Origin of the sequence: Pseudomonas spirodelae (assembly GCF_034653255.1) — a bacterium.
Classification (GTDB): domain Bacteria; phylum Pseudomonadota; class Gammaproteobacteria; order Pseudomonadales; family Pseudomonadaceae; genus Aquipseudomonas; species Aquipseudomonas spirodelae.
In genome coordinates this window covers 82,730-104,959 of sequence record NZ_JAYEET010000048.1, presented here as the reverse complement: position 1 = coordinate 104,959, position 22,230 = coordinate 82,730, and the positions used below count along the sequence as shown (strand labels likewise).

Below are 22,230 nucleotides of genomic sequence, written 5' to 3'. Positions count from 1 at the left end.
ATGATCCACCCATAACAACAACCTGCGGAGCGCGCGCGTCATGAATCTCAACAAGGTCGACCTCAACCTCTTTGTCGTCTTCGATGCCATCTATACCGAAGCCAACCTGACCCGCGCCGGGCAGATTGTCGGCATTACCCAGCCCGCCGTGTCGAATGCCCTAGCGCGTCTGCGTGAAACCTTTAACGACCCGCTGTTCGTGCGTACCGCGCAGGGCATGGTGCCTACGCCGATGGCGCAGAACATTATTGGTCCAGTGCGCAACGCGCTGCAGCAGCTGCGCATTTCCGTGCAGGAAAGCCGCATTTTCAATCCGGCCCAGGCCAACAAAACCTTCCGCATCAGCATGACCGACCTCACTGAGGCCATCATCCTGCCGCCGTTGTTCCAGCGTCTGCGGCGTATGGCGCCGAATGTGAATATCGAGAGCATGCTCGCGCGTCGCCGTGAAACCACCAAGGAATTGGCCGCTGGCCGTCTGGATTTCGCAGTGGATGCACCACTCAACACCGACCCTCAGGTGCGCCACGTCAAGCTGATGGAAGACCGCTACGTCTGTGCCATGCGCCGTGGTCATCCCATGGCCAAGGAGAAAATCAGCCTTGATGAGTACATGGGCCTGACCCATATCCATATCTCCAGCCGCCGCAGCGGCCTGGGCCACGTCGACCTGGCGTTGGGCCGCCTGGGCATCCAGCGCAAGATCGCCCTGCGCTCACAGCATTACCTGATGGCCACCACTGTGCTGCAAGGCACCGACATGGCCATGACCGTGCCAGAACGCTTCGCCCGCCGTAACGACCTGCACTTTGTCGAGTTGCCAATCAAAGACATGACGCCGCTGGAAACCCACCTGTACTGGCACGAAAGCACCGACCAAGACCCGGCCAACCGCTGGATGCGCGAGCAGATCATCGAGATATCCCAGCAGGCCGTAGCCCTGGAAAAGAAAAACGAGAAGGCCCAGGCCTGACGCCTTCGGATAAAGAGCGCTTGCCACTCCAGGCTCTGTTTATTTGCGCCCAAGACCGTTAGCCAACCCCACAGCCAAACTGGTTTGCGCCAATTGGCCGGGGTTGTGCGTGTTTATGAATGAGCGCAGCTGCAATGGCTGCGGTAATCCATACCTCCTAACTTTTCTAGATAAACACCGTAAAGCACTGTCAGCCAACGACTTTTAAGCTATAAAAAATACCAACTCAGTTATCGCTCGTTGCGGCCTAGTCGGCATTGCCTGGGCGCCAGTTGACTACAGCGCCAGCCAGGCTTACGTTAACGTAAAGGTAAGCAAGAGCCATCGCCTATGTCCGTCGTCACCTACTCCATTTCAGAACTGGCCCGCGAGCTGGATATCACCACCCGCGCCATTCGTTTTTATGAAGAGCAGCAGATGCTCAGCCCCGAACGCCGTGGCCAGGAGCGCATTTACAGCGCCAAAGACAAAGTCGCCCTCAAGCTCATTCTGCGCGGCAAGCGCATCGGTTTCTCCCTGGCCGAGTGCAGGGAGCTGATCGAGCTGTACGACCCCGTACATGGCAATCACAAACAGTTGCACACCTTTATGGCCAAGATTGCCGAGCGCCGCGCCCAGCTCGAGCAACAGCTGCTGGACATTGAGCAGATGCAGCTAGAGCTGGATACCGCCGAAGAACGCTGCCTAGCTGCTTTGGCTGAAACTGATAAAAAACAATCGATTACCTCCTAAACCTAATAACAAATCTTATAGGTGGAACCATGAGCTACCCGTCCCTCAACTTCGCCCTCGGCGGTACCATCGACATGTTGCGCGAGCAGACCCAGGCCTTTGTCGCGGCCGAGCTGGCACCGCGCGCGGCGGCCATCGACAGCGACAATCAGTTCCCGGCGGATATGTGGAAGAAGTTCGGCGACATGGGCCTGCTTGGAATCACCGTTGAGGAAGAATACGGCGGCTCCGGCCTGGGCTACCTGGCCCACGTCATCGCCATGGAAGAGATCAGCCGTGGCTCGGCCTCGGTCGCCCTCTCCTACGGCGCGCACTCCAACCTGTGCGTCAACCAGATAAAACGCAATGGCACACCTGAGCAGAAGGCTAAGTACCTGCCCAAGCTGGTGTCTGGCGAGCACATCGGCGCGTTGGCGATGAGCGAGCCGAATGCCGGTTCCGACGTAGTCAGCATGAAGCTGCGCGCCGATAAGCAAGGCGATCGTTACGTGCTCAACGGCAGCAAGACCTGGATCACCAACGGCCCCGACGCCAACACCTACGTGATTTACGCCAAAACCGACCTGGACAAGGGCGCGCACGGCATCAGCGCCTTTATCGTCGAGCGCGACTGGAAGGGTTTCAGCCGTGGTAGCAAGTTCGACAAACTCGGCATGCGCGGCTCCAACACCTGCGAACTGTTTTTTGACAATGTCGAAGTGCCGGAAGAAAACGTCCTCGGCCAGCTCAATGGCGGCGTGCGCGTATTAATGAGTGGCCTAGATTACGAACGTGTGGTGCTCTCCGGCGGCCCAACCGGGATCATGCAGGCCTGCATGGACGTGATCGTGCCGTACATCCATGACCGCAAACAGTTCGGCCAGAGCATCGGCGAATTCCAGCTGATCCAGGGCAAGGTGGCCGATATGTACACCCAGCTCAACGCCAGCCGCGCCTACCTGTATGCCGTGGCCCAGGCCTGCGACCGTGGCGAAACCACGCGCAAGGACGCCGCCGGGGTCATCCTTTACAGCGCCGAGCGCGCCACCCAGATGGCCCTCGACGCCATCCAGATTCTCGGCGGCAACGGCTATATCAACGAATACCCCACCGGCCGTTTGCTGCGTGACGCCAAGCTGTATGAAATCGGCGCGGGCACCAGCGAGATCCGCCGCATGCTGATCGGCCGCGAGCTATTCAACGAAACCAAATAAGCCAAACCGTAGGATGGGTTGAGCAGAGCGATACCCATCAAGCGCTAGCCAGCACACCGGAGCCAACTCAATGGCCATCCTGCACACCCAGATCAACACCCGTTCACCGGAGTTCGCCGCCAATAGTGCGGCAATGCTTACCCAGGTAAACGACCTGCGCGCCCTGCTCGCCCGTATTCACGAAGGCGGCGGCGCCAAGGCGCAGGAGCGTCACACCTCGCGCGGCAAGTTGCTGCCACGCGAACGCATTAACCGCTTGCTGGATATCGGCTCGCCGTTCCTCGAAATCGGCCAGCTGGCTGCCTATGAGGTCTACGGTGAAGATGTACCGGCGGCTGGCGTGGTGGCTGGCATCGGCCGGATCGAAGGTGTTGAGTGCATGATCGTGGCCAACGACGCCACGGTAAAAGGCGGCAGCTACTACCCGCTGACCGTAAAAAAGCACCTGCGCGCGCAAACCATCGCCCAACAGAACCGCCTGCCCTGCATCTACCTGGTGGACTCCGGCGGGGCCAACTTGCCGCGTCAGGATGAGGTGTTCCCGGATCGTGAGCACTTCGGCCGGATCTTCTTCAACCAGGCCAATATGTCGGCCATGGGCATCCCGCAAATCGCCGTGGTCATGGGCTCCTGCACCGCCGGCGGTGCCTACGTGCCTGCCATGGCTGACGAAGCGATCATGGTGCGCAACCAGGCGACCATCTTCCTCGCCGGCCCGCCGCTGGTTAAAGCCGCCACCGGTGAGGTGGTCAGTGCTGAAGACCTTGGCGGCGCCGATGTGCACTGCAAAACCAGTGGTGTGGCTGACCATTACGCCGATAACGATGAGCACGCCCTGGCCCTGGCCCGCCGCTCAATTGCCAATCTAAATTGGCGCAAGCTCGGCGTGCTGAATAACCGTGCGCCAATCAATCCGCTGTACAGCAGCGAAGAGTTATACGGGGTGATTCCGGCGGACGCCAAACAACCCTTCGATGTGCGTGAAGTGATTGCCCGCACCGTCGATGGCAGCGTATTTGATGAATTCAAAGCGCTATTTGGCGCGACGCTGGTGTGCGGCTTTGCGCATATTCACGGCTACCCGGTAGCGATCCTCGCCAATAACGGCATCCTGTTTGCCGAGTCGGCGCAAAAAGGCGCGCACTTTATCGAACTGGCCTGCCAGCGCGGTATTCCGCTGCTGTTTCTGCAGAACATCACGGGTTTTATGGTCGGGAAGAAGTACGAAGCCGGCGGCATCGCCAAACATGGCGCCAAGTTGGTCAACGCTGTGGCCTGCGCCAAGGTGCCGAAGTTCACCGTGATCATCGGCGGTAGCTTCGGCGCCGGCAACTACGGCATGTGTGGCCGTGCCTTTGAGCCGCGCTTCCTGTGGATGTGGCCGAACGCGCGGATTGGCGTGATGGGCGCCGAACAGGCCGCCGGTGTGCTGGTGCAGGTTAAGCACGAACAGGCCGCCCGCGCCGGGCAGAGTTTCTCCGCCGAGGATGAAGCGGCGCTTAAGCAGCCCATCCTCGAACAGTACGAGCGTCAAGGGCACCCCTACTACTCGAGTGCTCGCTTGTGGGATGACGGCGTGATCGACCCGGCGCAAACCCGCGATGTACTGGGCCTGGCGCTGTCCGCCAGTCTTAACGCGCCAATTGAGCCGACTCAGTTCGGCATATTCCGTATGTGACCGTAGGGTGGATGACGCTTCACCCATCCACCGGCGATGGTGGAAGAAAAAGCGTCTTCCTCCCTACATGAGGGTAGATTGATGACCGACTTCAACACCATCCAGCTTGAAACCGACCCACGTGGTTTTGCCACGCTTTGGCTCAATCGCGCCGATAAGAACAACGCCTTTAACGCCGAGATGATCCGCGAGCTGATCCTCGCCCTCGACGCGGTGATGGCCGATAAAAGCCTGCGCTTTCTGCTGCTGCGCGGACGCGGCAAGCACTTCAGCGCCGGTGCGGATCTGGCCTGGATGCAGCACGCGGCGACCCTGGACTACACCGCCAACCTGGCCGACTCGCGCGAGTTGGCCGAGCTGATGCACAACCTCTACCAGCTGAAAATCCCGACCCTGGCCGTGGTGCAAGGTGCGGCTTTTGGCGGAGCGCTGGGTTTGATCAGCTGTTGCGACATGACCATCGGCGCCAGCGACGCGCAGCTGTGTCTGTCGGAAGTTCGCATCGGTCTAGCACCCGCAGTCATCAGCCCCTTCGTGGTGCAGGCGATTGGTGAGCGTGCGGCGCGGCGCTATGCACTGACCGCCGAGCGCTTTAGTGGGGAACGCGCGCAGGAGCTGGGCTTGTTTGCCGAGAGCTATCCAGTTGCCGAACTCGACGCTCAGGTAGAAAACTGGATCAACACCCTGCTGTTCAACAGTCCACAGGCCATGCAGGCCAGCAAAGACCTGCTGCGCGAAGTCGGCAGCGGCGTGCTGACTCCGGCCCTGCGCCGCTATACCGAAAACGCCATCGCCCGTATTCGCGTCAGCCCCGAAGGCCAGGAAGGTTTGCGTGCCTTTCTGGATAAACGCAAGCCCGCCTGGCAGGAGCCACAAGCATGAGCCTTAAGCCTATCGACACTTTGCTGGTGGCAAACCGTGGCGAGATCGCCTGCCGAGTAATGCGCACAGCCAAAGCCATGGGCATCCAGACCGTGGCAGTGCACAGCACCATCGACGCCAACGCGCGGCATGTGCGCGAAGCCGATCTGGCGGTCAATCTCGGCGGTGCCAAGCCGGCGGACAGCTACCTGCTGATCGACAAGATCATTGCGGCGGCCAAGGCCAGCGGCGCTCAGGCGATTCACCCGGGCTATGGCTTTCTCTCGGAAAACGCCGGCTTTGCCCGCGCCATCGAAGCCGCTGGCTTGATCTTTCTCGGCCCGCCCGCCTCGGCCATCGACGCCATGGGCAGCAAGTCCGCCGCCAAGGCGCTGATGGAAGCCGCCGGCGTGCCGCTGGTGCCGGGTTATCACGGCGAAGCGCAGGATGTGGAAACCTTCCGCACCGCCTCGAACGCAATCGGCTACCCAGTGCTGCTCAAGGCCGCGGCAGGCGGCGGTGGCAAGGGCATGAAAGTGGTCGAGCGTGAAAGCGAACTGGCCGAAGCCCTGGCCAGCGCCCAGCGCGAAGCGCAATCGTCGTTCGGCGACTCGCGCATGTTGGTGGAGAAATACGTCCTCAAGCCACGCCATGTGGAAATCCAGGTGTTCGCCGACCAACACGGCAACTGCCTGTACCTGAATGAGCGCGACTGCTCGATCCAGCGTCGCCACCAGAAGGTCGTCGAAGAAGCTCCTGCGCCTGGGCTGTCAACAGAACTGCGCCGCGCCATGGGTGAGGCTGCAGTCAAGGCGGCCCAAGCCATCGGCTATGTCGGCGCTGGTACCGTGGAGTTTCTGCTGGATGAGCGCGGCGACTTCTTCTTTATGGAGATGAACACCCGCCTGCAGGTCGAGCATCCGGTCACCGAGCTGATTACCGGCCTGGACCTAGTGGCCTGGCAGATCCGCGTGGCCCGTGGTGAAGCGCTGCCGATTACTCAGGAACAGGTGCCACTGATTGGTCACGCCATCGAAGTGCGGCTGTACGCGGAAGACCCGGACAACGACTTCTTGCCTGCCACCGGCACCCTGGCGCTGTACCGCGAAGCCGCCGCGGGCCCAGGCCGCCGTGTTGATAGCGGGGTCAGCGAAGGCGATGAAGTCTCACCCTTCTATGACCCCATGCTCGGCAAGCTGATTGCCTGGGGCGAGAACCGCGAAGAGGCGCGCCTGCGCCTGCTGGCCATGCTCAAGGAAACCTGCGTGGGCGGCGTCAGAACCAACCTGGCGTTCCTGCAACGTGTGCTGGCCCATCCGGCCTTTGCCAATGCCGAGCTGGATACCGGCTTTATTCCGCGCCATGAAGCACAGCTCCTACCACCGGCAAGCGAATTACCGGCTGAGTTCTGGCAACTAGCCGCCGAAGCCTTTGTGCAGAGCGAAGCGCCGCAGCAGCGCCACGACGACTACCACTCCCCCTGGTCACGCACTCATGGCTTGCGCCTGGGTTTACCGGCCGAAGCTGACGTGCACTTGGCCTGCCAGAGCGAGTGCCAGGTAATCCGTCTGCGCCACACAGCGACGTCCACCCTACAGTTGCAAGGCGAAACGTTGTCGGTAGAGCGCGACGGCCTGCGCCAACAACATCTGGCGATTCGCCGCAGCGATACCCTCTACCTGCACTATGCCGGCGAGCTGCGCAGCATCCAGCGTGTCGACCCGATTGCCGAAGTCGAAGCCAGCCATCAGCATCACGGCGCCCTGACGGCACCGATGAACGGCAGCATCGTGCGCGTGCTGGTTGAGGCCGGCCAGCGGGTCGAGGCCGGCACTGCCCTGGTGGTGCTGGAGGCAATGAAAATGGAACACAGCATCCGCGCAGCGCATGCCGGTACGGTCAAGGCACTGTATTGCGGCGAGGGTGAGATGGTGAGTGAAGGCACCGTGTTGGTGGAACTGGAAGAAGCCAACGCGTAGGGTTGAAACCCCCGCAGCGTGTTCATCCAAATGGGTGAATGGAAAAAGCGCCATCCACCCTACAGAGCATGGCATGTAGGGCGGACATCGCTGTTTATGTCCACCTGAAAATACACGGCGAAGGGTCATGGTGGATGGAAAAGCGCCATCCACCCTACGGAGAAGATGCATGAACCTACCCAAACAGGTGCGCCTGGTCGAAGTCGGCCCGCGCGACGGTTTGCAGAATGAAAAACAGCCGATCAGCGTGGCCGACAAGGTGCGCCTGGTCGATGACTTGTCGGCCGCAGGCCTCAGCTATATCGAGGTGGGCAGCTTCGTTTCGCCCAAGTGGGTGCCACAGATGGCCGGCAGCGCCGAGGTATTTGCGCAGATTCAGCAACTGCCGGGCATCACCTACGCCGCCCTTGCCCCCAATCTGAAGGGCTTTGAAGGTGCGCTGCAAGCGGGTGTACGCGAAGTCGCAGTATTTGCCGCAGCCTCGGAAGCCTTCTCGCAGAAGAATATCAACTGCTCAGTCAACGAGAGCCTGGAGCGTTTCGTGCCGGTAATGGACGCCGCCAAACAGCATGGCATCCGCGTGCGCGGTTATGTGTCCTGCGTGTTGGGCTGCCCGTATGACGGCTTTGTACCGCCCGAGCAGGTCGCCAGCGTGGCCCGTGAGCTGTACGCCATGGGCTGCTATGAGGTTTCCCTGGGTGACACCATCGGGGCAGGCACTGCTGGCGACACCCGCAAGCTGTTCGAGGTCGTTGGTCGCGATATTCCCAGAGACAAATTAGCCGGGCACTTCCACGACACCTACGGCCAGGCGCTGGCGAATATCTACGCCAGCCTGCTGGAAGGCATCAGCGTGTTCGACAGCTCGGTCGCGGGTCTCGGCGGTTGCCCGTACGCCAAAGGCGCCACCGGCAATGTCGCGACCGAAGACGTGCTGTACCTGCTCCAGGGCTTGGGTATTGAAACCGGCATCGACATGGGCCGACTGATCGCCGCCGGCCAGCGTATTTGCGCAGTGCTGGACAAGCCCAACGGCTCGCGGGTGGCACGGGCCAAGCTGGCCAATGCCTAGCGGCAGGCCGTGCGTAAGGTTTTGTTTACGCACTGTAAAGCACACGCCTCAGGCTAACGGCCTTTTGCCTGAGGGCGGTGCAAAGTGACTACAGCTACAGCTGAGACTGATCAAAACGGCGCCGCAACTGCTCGACGCAAGCCCGCCATCAGTCAGTAGGCTTGCCGCACCAGCCGAGCATCATTGTCGGCATAACAAGAATGATGAGGAAGCACGATGCAACAGCCCCTGTGGACGCCTTCTGCCGAACGTATTGCGGCGACACGAATGGACAGCTTTCGCCGCTTCGTCAATCAGCGTCACAGCCTGCAACTGGCCGACTACCCCGCCCTGCACGCCTGGAGCGTGGCGCAGCGTGAAGCCTTCTGGCAGGCAGTGGTCAAGTTCTTCGATATCCGTTTTAGCGCCGAGCCGCAGGCTGTACTGCAAGAAGGCCGGGCCATGCCCAGTGCGCACTGGTTCCCTGGCGCAACGCTGAATTTTGCCGAACACCTGCTGCGCCGCCGTGATAATCACCCAGCCCTGATCGCCATTGGCGAATACGGCTTGCGCGAGCAACTGAGCTATGCCGAGCTGGCCGCCCATGTTGCCGGCTTGCAGCGCAGCCTGCGTGAAGCTGGCGTGGGGATCGGCGACCGGGTGGCCGCCTTTATGCCTAACACCTGGCAAACCCTGGTCGGCATGCTCGCCTGCACCAGCCTGGGCGCCACCTGGTCGAGTTGCTCGCCGGACTTCGGCACCCAGGGTGTCATCGACCGTTTCGGCCAGATCGAGCCCAAAGTGCTGATCGCCGCAGCCGGATACCGCTACGCCGGCAAAAATCTCGATCTGACCGCCAAGCTCAATGAAATCCTCGAACGCCTGCCTTCGCTTGAGCAGCTGATTGTAGTGCCCTACTCCAATACCCAGGCCAAAGCCGCCGACTTCCACTCGGCGGCCAAGGTGGCGCTGTGGCAGGACTTCTACCAGGCCGGCGGCGAACCCGAATTCACCCAGGTTCCGTTCGATCACCCGCTGTATATCCTCTACTCCAGCGGCACCACCGGCGTGCCCAAGTGCATCGTGCATGGCGCCGGCGGCACCCTGCTGCAGCACGTCAAGGAACTCGGCTTGCACACCGATCTGCAGGCCGATGACACGCTGTTCTACTACACCACCTGCGGCTGGATGATGTGGAACTGGCTGGTCTCGGGCCTGGCCTTGGGTGCGACCCTGGTGCTGTTCGACGGCTCACCGTTCCACCCTGGAGCCGAGCGTCTGATCGACCTGATCGATGCGGAAAACATCAGCCTCTTCGGCACCAGCGCCAAGTTCCTCGCCGCCCTGGAAAAAGCCGGTGCCAAGCCGGGCAGCACGCACAGACTGCAACGGCTTAAGGCGATTCTCTCGACCGGCTCGCCGCTGTCCCATGAGAGCTTCGAGTACGTCTACCGCGAGATCAAAGCCGATATCTGCCTGTCCTCGATCTCCGGCGGCACCGATATCGTCTCCTGCTTTGCCCTGGGCAACCCGGTGCTGCCGGTGTGGCGCGGCGAATTGCAGTGCAAGGGTTTAGGCATGGACGTGCAAGTGTGGAATGACGCCGGCCAGCCGGTGACAGGCGAAAAAGGCGAGCTGGCTTGCGCGCAGCACTTCCCGTGCATGCCGATTGGCTTCTGGAAGGACGCCGATGGCAGCAAGTTCCAGGCGGCCTACTTCGACACCTTCCCCGGTATCTGGGCCCACGGCGACTACGCCGAGATTACCGAGCACGGCGGGCTGGTGATCCATGGCCGCTCCGATGCAGTGCTGAATCCCGGTGGCGTGCGGATCGGCACCGCCGAGATCTACCGCCAGGTGGAAAAGGTCGAAGCCGTGCTGGAATCCATCGCCATCGGCCAGGAGTGGGACGACGACGTGCGCGTGGTGCTGTTTGTCCGTCTGCGTGAAGGCGTACAACTTGACGATGCCCTGCAAGCGCAGATTCGCCAGGTAATCCGCGCCAACACCACACCGCGCCATGTGCCAGCGAAGATCATCGCCGTGGCCGACATCCCGCGCACCATCAGCGGCAAGATAGTCGAGCTGGCGGTGCGCAATGTGGTGCACGGCAAACCGGTGAAAAACACCGACGCCCTGGCCAACCCACTGGCGCTGGAGTTGTACCGCGACCTGCCACAGCTCAAAGCCTAGCCAGCAACTGAGCACACGTTGAGCTGAGCCGAATAAACCGCGTATTCGGCTCAACAACGCCCCCGACGGACCTCGCAGACATCACTGTCGACGCGTTGACCTTCGCCCCCCCACGCAGACCTGCTTGGCGAGCGCATAAAGGTCGCGCTCGCCAAAGCGCCCTAAAACCTTGGTCGTACTGACTCGGCACCTTTGCAGCACAGACGCGCCGACAAGCCGTTGCTAGCGTGGATTCTCTACTGCGCCACCACGCGTAGACACCACAGAAGGTAACCGACCATGCTTCACGCCCCCGCTTCTTACCGTCAATATGCGGCTGGCCTGGCCATCGCGCTGTGCTGCTCGAACCCCGCCGCAGGGGCCCCGCAAGAGCAAATCGCCCGCGAAATGATCCAGGTGCTGGAAGCCTATGCGGTATACAAAATGGGGGACTTCGACGAAGCCTACAGCCGTTACCTGACGCTGGCCGAAGCCGGCAACCGGCAAGGCATGCTGAATGTCGGCAATATGCACGCGGCGGGCCTGGCGGTGCCACAAAACCATGAGACGGCGTTGCGCTGGTATCGACGCGCGGCGGATACAGGCGATGCCATCGGCATGTACGAGGTCGGCCGGGCCTATGCCGAAGGCTTGGGCGTCCCGCCGGATGCGGCCAAGGCTGCCGAGTGGTACCAGCGCGCGGCCGAATTGGATAACAGCTCCGCACAATGGGCGCTGGGTAAAAACCTCTACGCGCAAGGCAACCGGCTGGCCGGCCTGAGCTGGATTCGCACCGCCGCCCGGCAAGGCGATAATCCGGCCGCCACGCAGTTTCTCAGCCGCATCGAAGGCCACAACCCAGGCGGCACGACACCCAGCGCGGCACAACGCGCCGCCGTACTCGACACCCTGGCGGCTGCCGACAGCGCCGCACAACGACGAGATGCCCAGGGCATCGTCAGCGGGCTCAGCCCCCAGGCGCAGATCCGCGTGCGCCTGCCCGGCGGCGCCTGGGACAGCCTCAGCAAAGCGCAACTGGCGGCGCTCTGGCAGGCCACCTTCGACCGCGTAGAAGGCTACGAGTCTCAGCGCTCGGAGCCGGAGCTGTTGACGGCCGAAGGGCGCATCATGGCCTTCTCGACCATCACCGAGCACCTGCAAGCACCCGGCGCTACCCAGGTATTGGAAATCCATGAAAACGCCACATTGCAGCTCGTCGCAGGCAAAGCACTGATCCACAGCTTGCGCCTGGACATACGCCGCCAGGGCGAATGAACCGCCGCGCTCGCCTGGGGCTAGCGGCCACCTGCGGCGATGTGGATGATGGGCTAGACCTGCCCCCGCGGAGCAACATCGGTATGCAATGGAATCCAGTTCGTTGTCGCGGACTACCTGCGCTCAAAGGCAGCTCTTCGGTTTCTTTTGATGTGATGACAGCGGGCGCGAAAAGCGTCCTGTAAGGGCATATAAGGCTGTGGCCAAGCGCTAGCCCGGATTGCCTTGCGCTGATCCGGGCCTGGCCTTCGCTCAAATTCCTTGGCGGCCCGGGTCTTCCGCCTGCTCGTCTGTCTCCAGCTCTTCGAGCTTCAGTTCCAAGCCCCAATCGCCGGTGGCGGCGACCTTGGCCGGCGCGGTCACAACGGCAGCGGGTGCCGCCGGTACTGGAGTCGGCGTGGATGGATTGTCGCGATAGAGTTTGAGCTTGAGCCGTACGTTGTTCGCCGAATCGGCGTTTTTCACGGCTTCTTCTTCGTCGATGGAGCCGTCATTGACCAAATCGATCAGCGCCTGATCGAAGGTCTGCATGCCGAGGTTCTTCGACTTCTCCATGATCTCCTTGATTTCGGAAAACTCGTTGCGTTTGATCAGGTCGCGGATGGTCGGCGTGCCGAGCAGCACCTCGACCGCAGCGCGGCGTTTGCCATCGGTGGTTTTCACCAGACGCTGGGAAACGAAGGCCTTGAGGTTATTGCCCAGGTCGTTGAGCAACTGCGGCCGGCGGTCTTCGGGGAAGAAGTTGATGATGCGGTCCAGCGCCTGGTTGGCGTTGTTGGCGTGCAAGGTCGAGATCGCCAAGTGGCCGGTGTCGGCAAAGGCCAGCGCATGCTCCATGGTCTCGCGGTCACGAATCTCACCGATCAGAATCACGTCCGGCGCCTGACGCAGGGTATTTTTCAGCGCGGCATGGAAGCTGCGGGTATCCACCCCCACCTCACGCTGATTGATGATCGATTTCTTGTGCTTGTGCACGTACTCCACTGGGTCTTCGATGGTGATGATATGGCCGCCGCTATTGCGGTTGCGGTAGTCAATCAGCGCCGCCAGGGAGGTCGACTTGCCCGAGCCGGTGCCACCGACAAACAACACCAGCCCGCGTTTTTCCATCACGGTCTTGAGCAGCACTTCCGGCAGTTTGAGGCCTTCAAAGCGCGGGATATCCATCTTGATATTGCGCGCGACAATCGACACTTCGTTACGCTGCTTGAAGATATTGATGCGAAAGCGCCCGACGCTGGCAATCGAGATGGCCAGGTTCATTTCCAGCTCACGCTCGAACTCCTCGCGCTGCGCGCTATCCATCACCGAGGCGGCGATGTCAGCCACCTCACCGGCCTTTAGCGGCTCGGCACTGAGCGCCTTGAGCACGCCGTTGAACTTGGCACAGGGCGGTGCCCCGGTAGAAAGGTAAAGGTCGGACCCGTCCTGGCTGGACAGGACTTTGAGCATTGCATTGAGGTCCATAGCGACTTATTCCGAAGGTGAGAGGTATTACGTTAGGCCAAGACTGTGCAGCGCTCCGGGAATTATCCGCACCTGCCCGGCCCAAGCGCTAAGCGGTTGAAATACTGGCACAATACGCCCACTTAAAAATGAGGAGCCCGTCATGGCAAAGGCAATGGCCCGCCACATTCTGGTGAAAACCGAAGCAGAAGCTGCCGCACTGAAAAAACGCATAGCCGCTGGCGAAGCGTTCGATGTGCTGGCGCGCAAATACTCAACCTGCCCTTCCGGCAAGAAAGGCGGCGACCTGGGTGAAGTGCGCCCCGGGCAGATGGTGCGCGCCATCGATCAGGTGATCTTCAAAAAGCCAGTGCGTGAAGTACACGGCCCGGTGAAAAGCCAGTTTGGCTATCATCTGGTGCAGGTTTTCTACCGCGAGTGAGCCACATGACTGCCGAACAGATCGCCGCATTTTGCCTGAGCCTGCCCGGTGCCAGTGAGGACATCAAATGGGGTGGCGTGCGGGTATTTTCGGTGGCTGAGAGCAAAATGTTCGCCCTGTTTCACCTAGGCGGGCACGCTGGCCTGGCCTGCAAAGTGGATGACGACCTGTTCCTCGGTTACTGCGACCGCCCGGGCTTTCGCCCTGCGCCCTATCTGGCCCGCGCACACTGGATCAGCATGGCTGCGCCCTACCCGCTGAGTGAGGGTGAGCTGCACGCGTTGCTGACACGCTCCCATCAACTGGTGGTGGCAAAATTGCCCAAGCGTTTGCAGCTGGGTCTTCTGCTTTAGCCTGCATTTCGCAGCCCCCTCTCCAGCAACGCCTAAGCAATAGGAGTGGGCGCGTCCTGCAGAATCTGGCTTAACACCGCACGCAGCTTGCCGGGTTTGACCGGCTTATTCAGCAGTGGCACGCCCATGGCCTGCAACTCGCGGCGGCACTGATCGCTGCGATCGGCGGTGATGATCACTGCCGGAATATTCAAGCCAAAGTACTCGCGCATGTGCTGAACCACCTGACTACCTACGACACCGTGATCGAGGTGGAAGTCGGCTAAGATCAGCTCCGGTGCATGCGCGCCCAGCACCTGCAGCGCGCCAGCCTGGTCAGTGGCAGTCAGTACTTCACAGCCCCACTGTTCAAGCAGCGCCGACATGCTGTGCAGAATGCTCAGTTCGTTATCCAGTACCAGCAAACGCCGCCCCGGCAGTGGATCCCCCAGCCGCGGCCGTGACAATGTCGGCAGCACGGCCGTGCGTTGTTGCGCGGTGCTAGCCAGCGGTACGCGGATGCTGAATACCGAACCACGCCCTGGCTGCGAACGTACCTTGATCGGATAGCCGAGGATGCGTGCAATCCGCTCAACAATCGCCAGGCCCAAACCTACGCCTTTGCGCTCTTGCGCTCGCCCGACATTCAACTGATTGAACTCAAGAAAGATGCTGTCGAGCTGGTCATCAGCAATCCCGCTGCCGCTGTCCCACACCTGCAACTCGACAAACGCGCCACGCTTGCGCGCCCCCAGGAAAATTCCGCCCTGCTCGGTATAGCGGCAGGCGTTGCTGAGAAAATTGCGCAAAATGCGCGTGAGCAGGCGTAAATCGGTATTTACCTGATAGCCACTGATGCGCACCCGCAGCGCCAACCCCGCAACGGCGGCGACCGGCTGAAACTCCGAGGCCAGCGGAGCGAGCAGCTCATCCAGGCTGTAAACCTCCAGGTCGGGCTTGATCGCGGCCTGATCCAGCCGCGCGATATCCAGCAAATCGGTCAGCAGATCTTCCGCCCCTTCGAGGGCCTGGTGGGTACGCTCCACCAGATTCTGCTCGCTGGCCGGCAAGCGGCGCTCGCGCAAGGTCGAGATCAATAAACGCGCAGCGTTCAGGGGTTGCAACAGGTCATGGCTGGCAGTAGCCAGGTACTTATCCTTACTGCGATTGGCCTCTTCGGCGGCATCGCGTGCATCACGCAGGGCCGTCTCGATGCGTTTGCGCTCACCGATCTGTTGCAACAGGTTGCGGTTGGCTTCTTGCAGTTCGCCGGTGCGCGCACTCACCCGCTGTTCCAGTTGATCATTGAGCTGCTGCAGGCGTTTCTGGGCTTGCTTGCGCTCGGTGATATCGGCCACAAAGCCTTCGAACAGGCCATTTTCATCAGGCTTGAGCAGCAGGTTCATCAACACATCGATGACCTTGCCGTCGCGTCGACGCAATTGTGTTTCGTAGCCAAACAAGCCGGGCTCAAGGGCCAGCACATCACGGATATGCTCCAGTTCAGTGGCACCTCCCACGAACAGGTAGTTGGCCAAGCCAGTCAGCGACCACAGCACCTGCTCCGGGTCGTCATAACCGAGCATGCGCGCCAGCGCCGGGTTAGCAGCCAGCAGGCCGTCCTGCAGGCTGGCTTGGAAAATCCCGTGTACCGCATGCTCAAACAACCATTTGTAGCGATTGCGCTCGGTTTCCAACTCCTCCAGCCGCGCCAACAGCTCTGGGTAGTGGCTCTTGCGGGCGGAGTGACTGCCCAGCCCCAGCAGCCCGGCGAGGGCCTCACTCTGGCTCTGCGACGGGTCAGAGCGCCTCGGCATAGACGACCTCGACATCACGCTGACTGGACTCGCGAGGGTTGGTCAGAATGCACGGGTCCTCCATGGCATGCTGCGAGAGAAAGGGAATGTCTGAGACGCTCACCCCATGCAACTTGAGGGTGTCGTGGAAGCCGACCGACTTCTTGAAGGTAACCAAATGCTCCACCAAGCGCTGGCGCACCTGATTATGGTTGAGGCCGCGCGCATCAATGCCCAGGGTCTCGGCCACCATGCGAAAGCGCTCAGGGGCCGAGTTGTAGTTGAACGCCACCACGTGCTCGACCAGCGCCGCATTGCACATCCCATGGGGCAAGTCGAGAAACCCGCCCAGGCTGTGGCTCATGGCATGCACCGCACCGAGAATCGCATTGGAGAACGCCAACCCAGCCTGCATGCTGCCCAGCATGATTTTCTCGCGCAGGGCGATGTCATGTGGTGTGGCAATCATCTGCACCAGGTTGCCGTTGATCAGGCGCATCGCCTCAAGGGCATGGGTATCCGTCAGCGGGCCGCTGCCAGTGGAGACAAAAGCCTCGATGGCATGCACCAGCGCATCAATGCCGGTACAGGCCGACAGGAACGGATCCATGCTCAGGGTGGTTTCCGGGTCGATCAGGGATACATCCGGCACCACAGCCTTGCTGACGATGGAGAACTTCATCCGCTCGGTCTGGTTGGAGATGATCACAAACTGCGAAACATCCGCTGAAGTACCGGCGGTGGTCGGGATCAGGATCAGCGGCGGGCTCGGCACGCGAATGGTGTCCACGCCCTCGAACTCGATAATGCTGCGCCCGTGGGCGACCACGATGCCGATGCCCTTAGCGCAATCCATCGGGCTGCCGCCACCGATGGCAACGATTACGTTGCAGTTGTTGGCGCGGTAGATTTCCGCGCCGTGCATCACCTCTTCCACCCGTGGGTTGGGCGAAACCTGGGTGTAGAGGCAGTAGTCGATGTTCTGCGCCTGCAGGCTGGCTTCAACATCGGCAACCCAACCAGCGGCAACCACGCCGGGGTCGGACACTACCAGCACTTTGCGGGCGCCAAAGGTACTGGCGTAGTTGCCAACATTGTGGCGGCAGCCCGCACCAAAAATGATTTCTGGTGAAACGAATTTACGTAACTGACTGAGGGTGTAGCTCATACAACGGCCTGTTCTTGTTGTTATCAAAAATCGTCCGCCAGCCTACTGCATTCCCGGCTTTATGCAATTGCACCATGGCAGCAGGCGCCACTCACAGCAGGCGACGATAGAAAGCCAGCTCAGCGTCTAGCGCATCGGCCAGATTTTCCGCCTGGCGAAAACCATGACGCTCGTTTGCATAAACGCGACACTCCACCTCAACGCCACGGCGCTGCAAGGCGGCGACCATTTGCGCGGTCTGCTCGGGTACCACGACGTTATCCAGCACGCCCTGAAAGAAAATCAGCGGCGCCTGGATGCGTTCGGCATGCAGCAGCGGCGTGCGCGCTTGATAACGTGCGGCATCGCGTTGCGGATCACCAATCAGCCAGTCCAGGTAGTCGGCCTCAAACTTGTGGGTGACACGCCGCAGCGCCAGCGGATCGCTGACGCCATACAGGCTCGCACCCGCGCGAAACACCTGGGTAAAAGCCAACGCACACAGCGCGGTATAACCACCGGCGCTGGCCCCGCGAATAAACACCCGGCCAGCATCAACCAGCCCTCGCTCAACCAGGTGCTGCACGGCTGCCACGGCGTCCTCGACTTCGACCTCACCCCAACCGCCCTGCAAGCGAACGCGATAGGCGCGGCCATAGCCACTGCTGCCGCGGTAGTTGAGGTCGACCACGGCAAAGCCGCGTTGGGTCCAGAACTGGATGCGCGGATCAAACACCGGATAACAGGCCGACGTGGGCCCACCGTGCAGAAACACCAGCAGCGGCGGCTTCTGTCCATCCGGTGCCTGAAACGCCGGGTTATGCGGCGGGTAGAAAAAACCGTGGCAGCTTTCCCCCGCACCGCTGAGAAACAACAAGCGCTGCGGCAAGGAAACCGCCTCGGCCGGCAAAGCGCACGGGCTTCCCGCCAGCACCTGACAGGCATGACTGATCCGATCAATGGCCAGCACCACACTGCCGTGCTGCGGTGCAGCGGCGATCACGTAGAAATACTGCTGATCCGCCGCCAACTGACGAAAGCGGCTGTAGTCGGGCGCCAGGCGCTGCTCATGGCCGCTGACGGGGTCACGCTCAGCCAGCCAGGCAAACCCACGATCAAAGCCGCTGAGCAATAAACGCTCCCCCGACAGCGTCAGGTAATTGCGCGCCCCCAGCTGCCAGGGCGCAGCGGCATGATCCGCCGCGCGGCAGTTGAGTGGCTGCATGCCGCCCTCGCCTTCACGCCAAGGTTGCCAGTAACCATGGCGATCACTCAAGGCCAGCAAACGGTTGTGCTGATCAAAGCTCGGTTGCTGGATCGACTCATCCACCCCCTGCCCAACCACCACCTGCCTTGGCGACCAGCCGCCCTGCGCGGTGCGCTGGCTCACGCACAAACGCGTGGCCAGCCAAGGCTGCTGCGGCCGGTCCCATTCGATCCAGGCCAGACGCTGAGCATCGTTGCTGAGCGTGGGCGCCGCGTAGAAATCACAACCTTCACTGATCACCTGACGCACGCCATCATCGCGACCGATCGCCACCAGGCGGTGCACCACGCCTGATGCCGTGTGCTGCTCCTCCACGGCGAGCACGGCGAAGAGTACAGGGTCATAACACAGGTCGCCGTAGCGGCAGTCGCTGCGTGCGGTGAGTGCCTGCGGCTGCCCGTGCAGGTCTTGCCAGTAGAGTTGCTGGTCCGCCTCGCAAACCCATGCCAGGCCATCTTCACCGAGGCAGAAGGCGCCGCCGCCGTACTCGTACACCCGGCTACGCACGGACCAGCCCGTGACCGTCAGGCAGCGCAAGCCGCTGGGCATCCAGTGCCACAAGCGGGTGCAGGCATCCGCCGGATCGAACTCGGACCACACCACGCCGCCCAGCCCCGTGCGCAGTTCGGCAAAATCGCGGCTGGCACTGGCGGCCTGGGCGCTGCCCCAGGCGCTGGACCATTGGCCATAGTCGGCGGTGCGTGGCGTCATCGGCGCGTCACACCTTACAGATCAGCTTGGAGGCCTTTTCGTTGCGAAACTGCAGGTTTTCCAACGCACCGGGTGCCTGCTCGGCCTCTGCCCGCGCCGCGAGGATGATGCCGTGATGGGCCGATTTGCTACACACAGGGTCGGCATTACTGGCATCGCCGGTGAGCATAAAGGCTTGGCAACGACAGCCGCCAAAGTCCTTGTGCTTCTCATCGCAGGAGCGGCAGGGTTCAGGCATCCAGTCATCACCGCGAAAACGGTTGAAGCCGAAGGAGTGACGCCAGATCTGTTCAATGCTCTGCTCGCGTACATTGGGAAACTGCACCGGCAGTTGCCGCGCGCTGTGGCACGGCAAGGCGGTGCCATCCGGGGTGATGTCGAGGAACAGGTTGCCCCAACCATTCATGCAGCCCTTGGGCCGCTCTTCGTAATAGTCCGGGGTGACGAAAATCAGTTTGCAGGGGTGATTCTCGGCCGCCAGTTTGTCGCGCCACTGCTGGGTGATGCGTTCGGCGCGTTCAAGCTGCGCACGGGTCGGTAGCAACCCGGCGCGATTCAGCTCAGCCCAGCCGTAGAACTGGCAGGTGGCCAACTCGACGAAGTCCGCTTCCAGCTCCAGACACAGCTCGATGATCCGCTCGATGTTGTCGATATTGTGCCGATGGGTGACGAAGTTCAGCACCATCGGGTAGCCATGCGCCTTGACCGCGCGTGCCATGGCCAGTTTATGGGCGAAGGCCTTTTTCGAACCCGCCAGCAGGTTGTTCACCTCTTCATCGGCGGCCTGAAAGCTGATCTGAATATGGTCCAGCCCCGCCTCGCTGAAGCTGGCGATACGTTCTTCGGTCAAACCGATGCCGGAGGTGATCAGGTTGGTGTAATAGCCCAGGTCACGCGCCGCCTTAATCAGCTCGGCCAGGTCTTGGCGCACCAGTGGCTCACCGCCAGAAAACCCCAGTTGCGCCGCGCCCAGCTCGCGGGCCTGGCGAAATACCTCGATCCACTCGGCGGTACTCAACTCGGCACCCTGCTGGGCGAAGTCCAGCGGGTTGGAGCAGTACGGGCACTGCAGTGGGCAACGGTAGGTCAGCTCGGCCAATAACCACAACGGTGGTCCAGCCTCGTGCCCCGGCTTAGCGAAGCTCAATCCAGAACTGAGCATTGGCGACCTCCATAAAGGCGAGGATGTCTTCGTCGAGGCCCGGCACATCGGGAAATTGCGCGCTCAGGCTGGCAATAATCTGCCCCACACTGTGGTCGCCATTGACCTGTTTGAGGATGGCCCCGGCGCTGTCATTGAGCTTGATCATGCCTTCCGGGTAGAGCAGCACATGGCAATCCTGAGCAGGTTCCCACTGCAGGCGGAAACCGCGGCGCAGCTTCGGCACCTGGTCGATAGTCAACGGGTTCATAGGGCAAGTCCTCGGTGCCAGACGCGCTCACGGGTCACGCTGTGGTACGGCGGACGTTCCAGCTGATAGGCCATGCTCATGGCGTCGAGCATGCTCCACAGCACATCCAGCTTGAATTGCAGAATTTCCAGCATGCGCTCCTGCGCTTCACGGGTGCGGTAGTGCTCCAGGGTGATCCGCAGGCCATGCTCGACATCGCGACGTGCCTGCTGCAGCCGCGTGCGGAAATAGCGGTAACCCTCGGCATCGATCCAAGGGTAATGCTGCGGCCAGCTGTCCAGGCGTGACTGGTGGATTTGCGGAGCGAACAGTTCGGTCAGCGAGCTGCTGGCGGCTTCCTGCCAGGACGCGCGGCGGGCGAAATTGACGTAGGCATCCACAGCAAAGCGTACGCCGGGCAGCACCAGCTCTTGCGACAGCACCTGCTCGCGCTCAAGGCCCACGGCTTCGGCCAGGCGCAGCCAGGCTTCGATACCACCCTCCTCGCCCTGCGCACCGTCGTGGTCAAGAATGCGTTGCAGCCATTCACGGCGCGTGTCGCGATCGGCGCAGTTGGCCAGGATCGCCGCATCCTTGAGCGGGATGTTCAGTTGATAGTAGAAGCGATTGGCCACCCACCCTTGAATCTGCTCACGGCTGGCGTGGCCGGCATACATCGCCTGATGAAACGGGTGGTGAATGTGGTAGTACGCGCCCTTGGCGCGCAAGGCCTGCTCGAACTCGGCAGGGCTCATGGCGGGTTGGCTCATCAGTATCTCCAATACGCGTTGCCGTAGGGTGTGCCGTGCGCACCAGTATTCTTTGAGGTGTGCATGGCCTGGGCGCGCTACAAAACGATGCTCATGCCATCGAACGCGACCTCGATACCGTGCGCGTCAAGTTCGGCGCGCTCAGGCGAATCCAGGTCGAGAATCGGATTGGTGTTGTTGATATGAATAAGGATCTTGCGTGCAGATGGCAGGCCATCGAGCACCTCGATCATGCCGCCCGGACCGCTCTGGCACAGGTGGCCCATCTCGCTGCCGAGCTTGTCGCCCACTTCGCACACGCGCATTTCGTCATCGCGCCACAGTGTGCCGTCCACCAGCAGGCAGTCGGCGCGGCGCATCCAGGCCAGCAATGGTTCATCGACCTGACCCAGACCGGGGGCATAGAACAGCGTGCCGCCGGTGCGGCTATCCTCGACAAACAAACCAATGTTGTCGCCCGGATGCGGGTTGCCACGGTGCGGTGAATACGGCGGTGCGCTGCTGCGCAACGGCACGGCCGTGATCGACAAGTTGACACAGGCCGCAATGCTGAACGGCTCACCATCGAGGGCAATCAGGTTGTGCTGCAAGCCGCCATTCCAGTGGCTGAGCATGTTGAACAGGGGAAAGCCGCTGGTCAGGTCCTGATGCACCATCTCGCTGCACCAGACTTGGTGCGGACAGCCTTCGCGCAGGGTCAGCAGGCCGGTGGTGTGGTCAATCTGGCTGTCAAGCAGGATGATCCCGGCGATGGCGCTGTCGCGCAGCCGACGTGCCGGGTTGAGCGCAGGAAAGGCTTCGATCTGTACGCGAATGTCCGGTGAGGCGTTGCACAGGATCCAGTCCTGGCCATTGTCACTCAGGGCAATCGAAGACTGTGTACGCGGCTGCGCCCGCACGCTGCCCGTGCGCATGCCACGGCAGTTACGGCAGTTGCAGTTCCACTGGGGGAAACCACCGCCAGCGGCGGAGCCAAGAATCTGGATATACATGGACGCTTCCGATTGCGATGCC

The 22,230-nt window shown here is 61.5% G+C and carries 19 protein-coding genes; 11 read left to right on the top strand and 8 right to left on the bottom strand.

Annotation, left to right across the window (positions count from 1 at the left end; translation table 11 throughout):
• Positions 1 to 40 precede the first annotated feature (40 nt).
• The 9 genes from SOP97_RS16200 to SOP97_RS16160 all read left to right on the top strand — a co-directional run bounded on the left by SOP97_RS16200 (position 41) and on the right by SOP97_RS16160 (position 11,914).
• Positions 41 to 973 carry a LysR family transcriptional regulator gene (locus SOP97_RS16200; RefSeq protein WP_274086601.1) on the top strand — a complete coding sequence of 311 codons (933 nt, stop codon included), beginning with the start codon at positions 41 to 43 and terminating at the stop codon, positions 971 to 973.
• 330 nt (positions 974 to 1,303) lie between these two features.
• Positions 1,304 to 1,705, top strand: a complete 402-nt coding sequence (locus SOP97_RS16195) for a MerR family transcriptional regulator (protein ID WP_274086602.1) — start codon at positions 1,304 to 1,306, stop codon at positions 1,703 to 1,705.
• Between the two features lie 29 nt (positions 1,706 to 1,734).
• A complete protein-coding gene (locus tag SOP97_RS16190) occupies positions 1,735 to 2,898 on the top strand; it encodes an isovaleryl-CoA dehydrogenase (protein WP_274086603.1) in 1,164 nt (387 codons plus the stop codon).
• A gap of 70 nt (positions 2,899 to 2,968) precedes the next feature.
• Positions 2,969 to 4,576 (top strand): carboxyl transferase domain-containing protein, encoded by a 1,608-nt coding sequence (locus SOP97_RS16185; RefSeq protein ID WP_274086604.1) that lies wholly within the window; start codon positions 2,969 to 2,971, stop codon positions 4,574 to 4,576.
• An 81-nt stretch (positions 4,577 to 4,657) separates the two neighbouring features.
• Positions 4,658 to 5,458, top strand: a complete 801-nt coding sequence (locus SOP97_RS16180; protein ID WP_274086605.1) for a gamma-carboxygeranoyl-CoA hydratase — start codon at positions 4,658 to 4,660, stop codon at positions 5,456 to 5,458.
• Positions 5,455 to 7,416, top strand: a complete 1,962-nt coding sequence (locus tag SOP97_RS16175; protein WP_274086606.1) for an acetyl/propionyl/methylcrotonyl-CoA carboxylase subunit alpha — start codon at positions 5,455 to 5,457, stop codon at positions 7,414 to 7,416. The genes SOP97_RS16180 and SOP97_RS16175 overlap by 4 nt, the downstream gene beginning before the upstream one ends.
• A gap of 169 nt (positions 7,417 to 7,585) precedes the next feature.
• Positions 7,586 to 8,488, top strand: coding sequence for a hydroxymethylglutaryl-CoA lyase (locus SOP97_RS16170; RefSeq protein ID WP_274086607.1), 903 nt, complete (start codon positions 7,586 to 7,588; stop codon positions 8,486 to 8,488).
• A gap of 216 nt (positions 8,489 to 8,704) precedes the next feature.
• Positions 8,705 to 10,660, top strand: coding sequence for an acetoacetate--CoA ligase (locus tag SOP97_RS16165; RefSeq protein ID WP_274086608.1), 1,956 nt, complete (start codon positions 8,705 to 8,707; stop codon positions 10,658 to 10,660).
• A gap of 279 nt (positions 10,661 to 10,939) precedes the next feature.
• Complete coding sequence (locus tag SOP97_RS16160; protein ID WP_274086609.1) at positions 10,940 to 11,914, top strand: tetratricopeptide repeat protein; 975 nt, start codon at positions 10,940 to 10,942, stop codon at positions 11,912 to 11,914.
• A gap of 252 nt (positions 11,915 to 12,166) precedes the next feature.
• On the opposite strand, the gene SOP97_RS16155 is transcribed toward SOP97_RS16160, so the two are convergent.
• Positions 12,167 to 13,381, bottom strand: coding sequence for a PilT/PilU family type 4a pilus ATPase (locus SOP97_RS16155; protein WP_322950137.1), 1,215 nt, complete (start codon positions 13,379 to 13,381; stop codon positions 12,167 to 12,169).
• Positions 13,382 to 13,523: 142 nt separating this feature from the next.
• Between SOP97_RS16155 and SOP97_RS16150 the strand changes: the two genes are divergently transcribed.
• On the top strand, positions 13,524 to 13,802 hold the full coding sequence (locus tag SOP97_RS16150; protein WP_090253882.1) for a peptidylprolyl isomerase: 279 nt from the start codon (positions 13,524 to 13,526) through the stop codon (positions 13,800 to 13,802).
• Between the two features lie 5 nt (positions 13,803 to 13,807).
• Positions 13,808 to 14,155, top strand: coding sequence for an MmcQ/YjbR family DNA-binding protein (locus SOP97_RS16145; RefSeq protein WP_274086611.1), 348 nt, complete (start codon positions 13,808 to 13,810; stop codon positions 14,153 to 14,155).
• Between the two features lie 32 nt (positions 14,156 to 14,187).
• Here SOP97_RS16145 and SOP97_RS16140 read toward each other — a convergent pair whose 3' ends face one another.
• The 7 genes from SOP97_RS16140 to pqqB form a co-directional block, all read right to left on the bottom strand.
• On the bottom strand, positions 14,188 to 15,951 hold the full coding sequence (locus SOP97_RS16140) for a PAS domain-containing hybrid sensor histidine kinase/response regulator (protein WP_322950134.1): 1,764 nt from the start codon (positions 15,949 to 15,951) through the stop codon (positions 14,188 to 14,190).
• A complete protein-coding gene (ercA, locus tag SOP97_RS16135) occupies positions 15,935 to 17,098 on the bottom strand; it encodes an alcohol dehydrogenase-like regulatory protein ErcA (RefSeq protein ID WP_274086613.1) in 1,164 nt (387 codons plus the stop codon). The genes SOP97_RS16140 and ercA overlap by 17 nt, the downstream gene beginning before the upstream one ends.
• A gap of 91 nt (positions 17,099 to 17,189) precedes the next feature.
• Entirely contained in the window at positions 17,190 to 19,055 is a 1,866-nt protein-coding gene (locus tag SOP97_RS16130) for an alpha/beta hydrolase family protein (RefSeq protein WP_322950132.1), read from the bottom strand.
• A 7-nt stretch (positions 19,056 to 19,062) separates the two neighbouring features.
• The gene (pqqE, locus tag SOP97_RS16125; RefSeq protein ID WP_322950130.1) at positions 19,063 to 20,217 is read right to left on the bottom strand and encodes a pyrroloquinoline quinone biosynthesis protein PqqE; all 1,155 of its coding nucleotides are present in this window, start codon (positions 20,215 to 20,217) and stop codon (positions 19,063 to 19,065) included.
• Complete coding sequence (gene pqqD / locus SOP97_RS16120) at positions 20,189 to 20,467, bottom strand: pyrroloquinoline quinone biosynthesis peptide chaperone PqqD (RefSeq protein WP_274086616.1); 279 nt, start codon at positions 20,465 to 20,467, stop codon at positions 20,189 to 20,191. The genes pqqE and pqqD overlap by 29 nt, the downstream gene beginning before the upstream one ends.
• The gene (pqqC, locus tag SOP97_RS16115) at positions 20,464 to 21,216 is read right to left on the bottom strand and encodes a pyrroloquinoline-quinone synthase PqqC (protein ID WP_322950128.1); all 753 of its coding nucleotides are present in this window, start codon (positions 21,214 to 21,216) and stop codon (positions 20,464 to 20,466) included. The genes pqqD and pqqC overlap by 4 nt, the downstream gene beginning before the upstream one ends.
• A gap of 77 nt (positions 21,217 to 21,293) precedes the next feature.
• Positions 21,294 to 22,208, bottom strand: a complete 915-nt coding sequence (pqqB, locus tag SOP97_RS16110; RefSeq protein ID WP_322950127.1) for a pyrroloquinoline quinone biosynthesis protein PqqB — start codon at positions 22,206 to 22,208, stop codon at positions 21,294 to 21,296.
• Positions 22,209 to 22,230 lie beyond the last annotated feature (22 nt).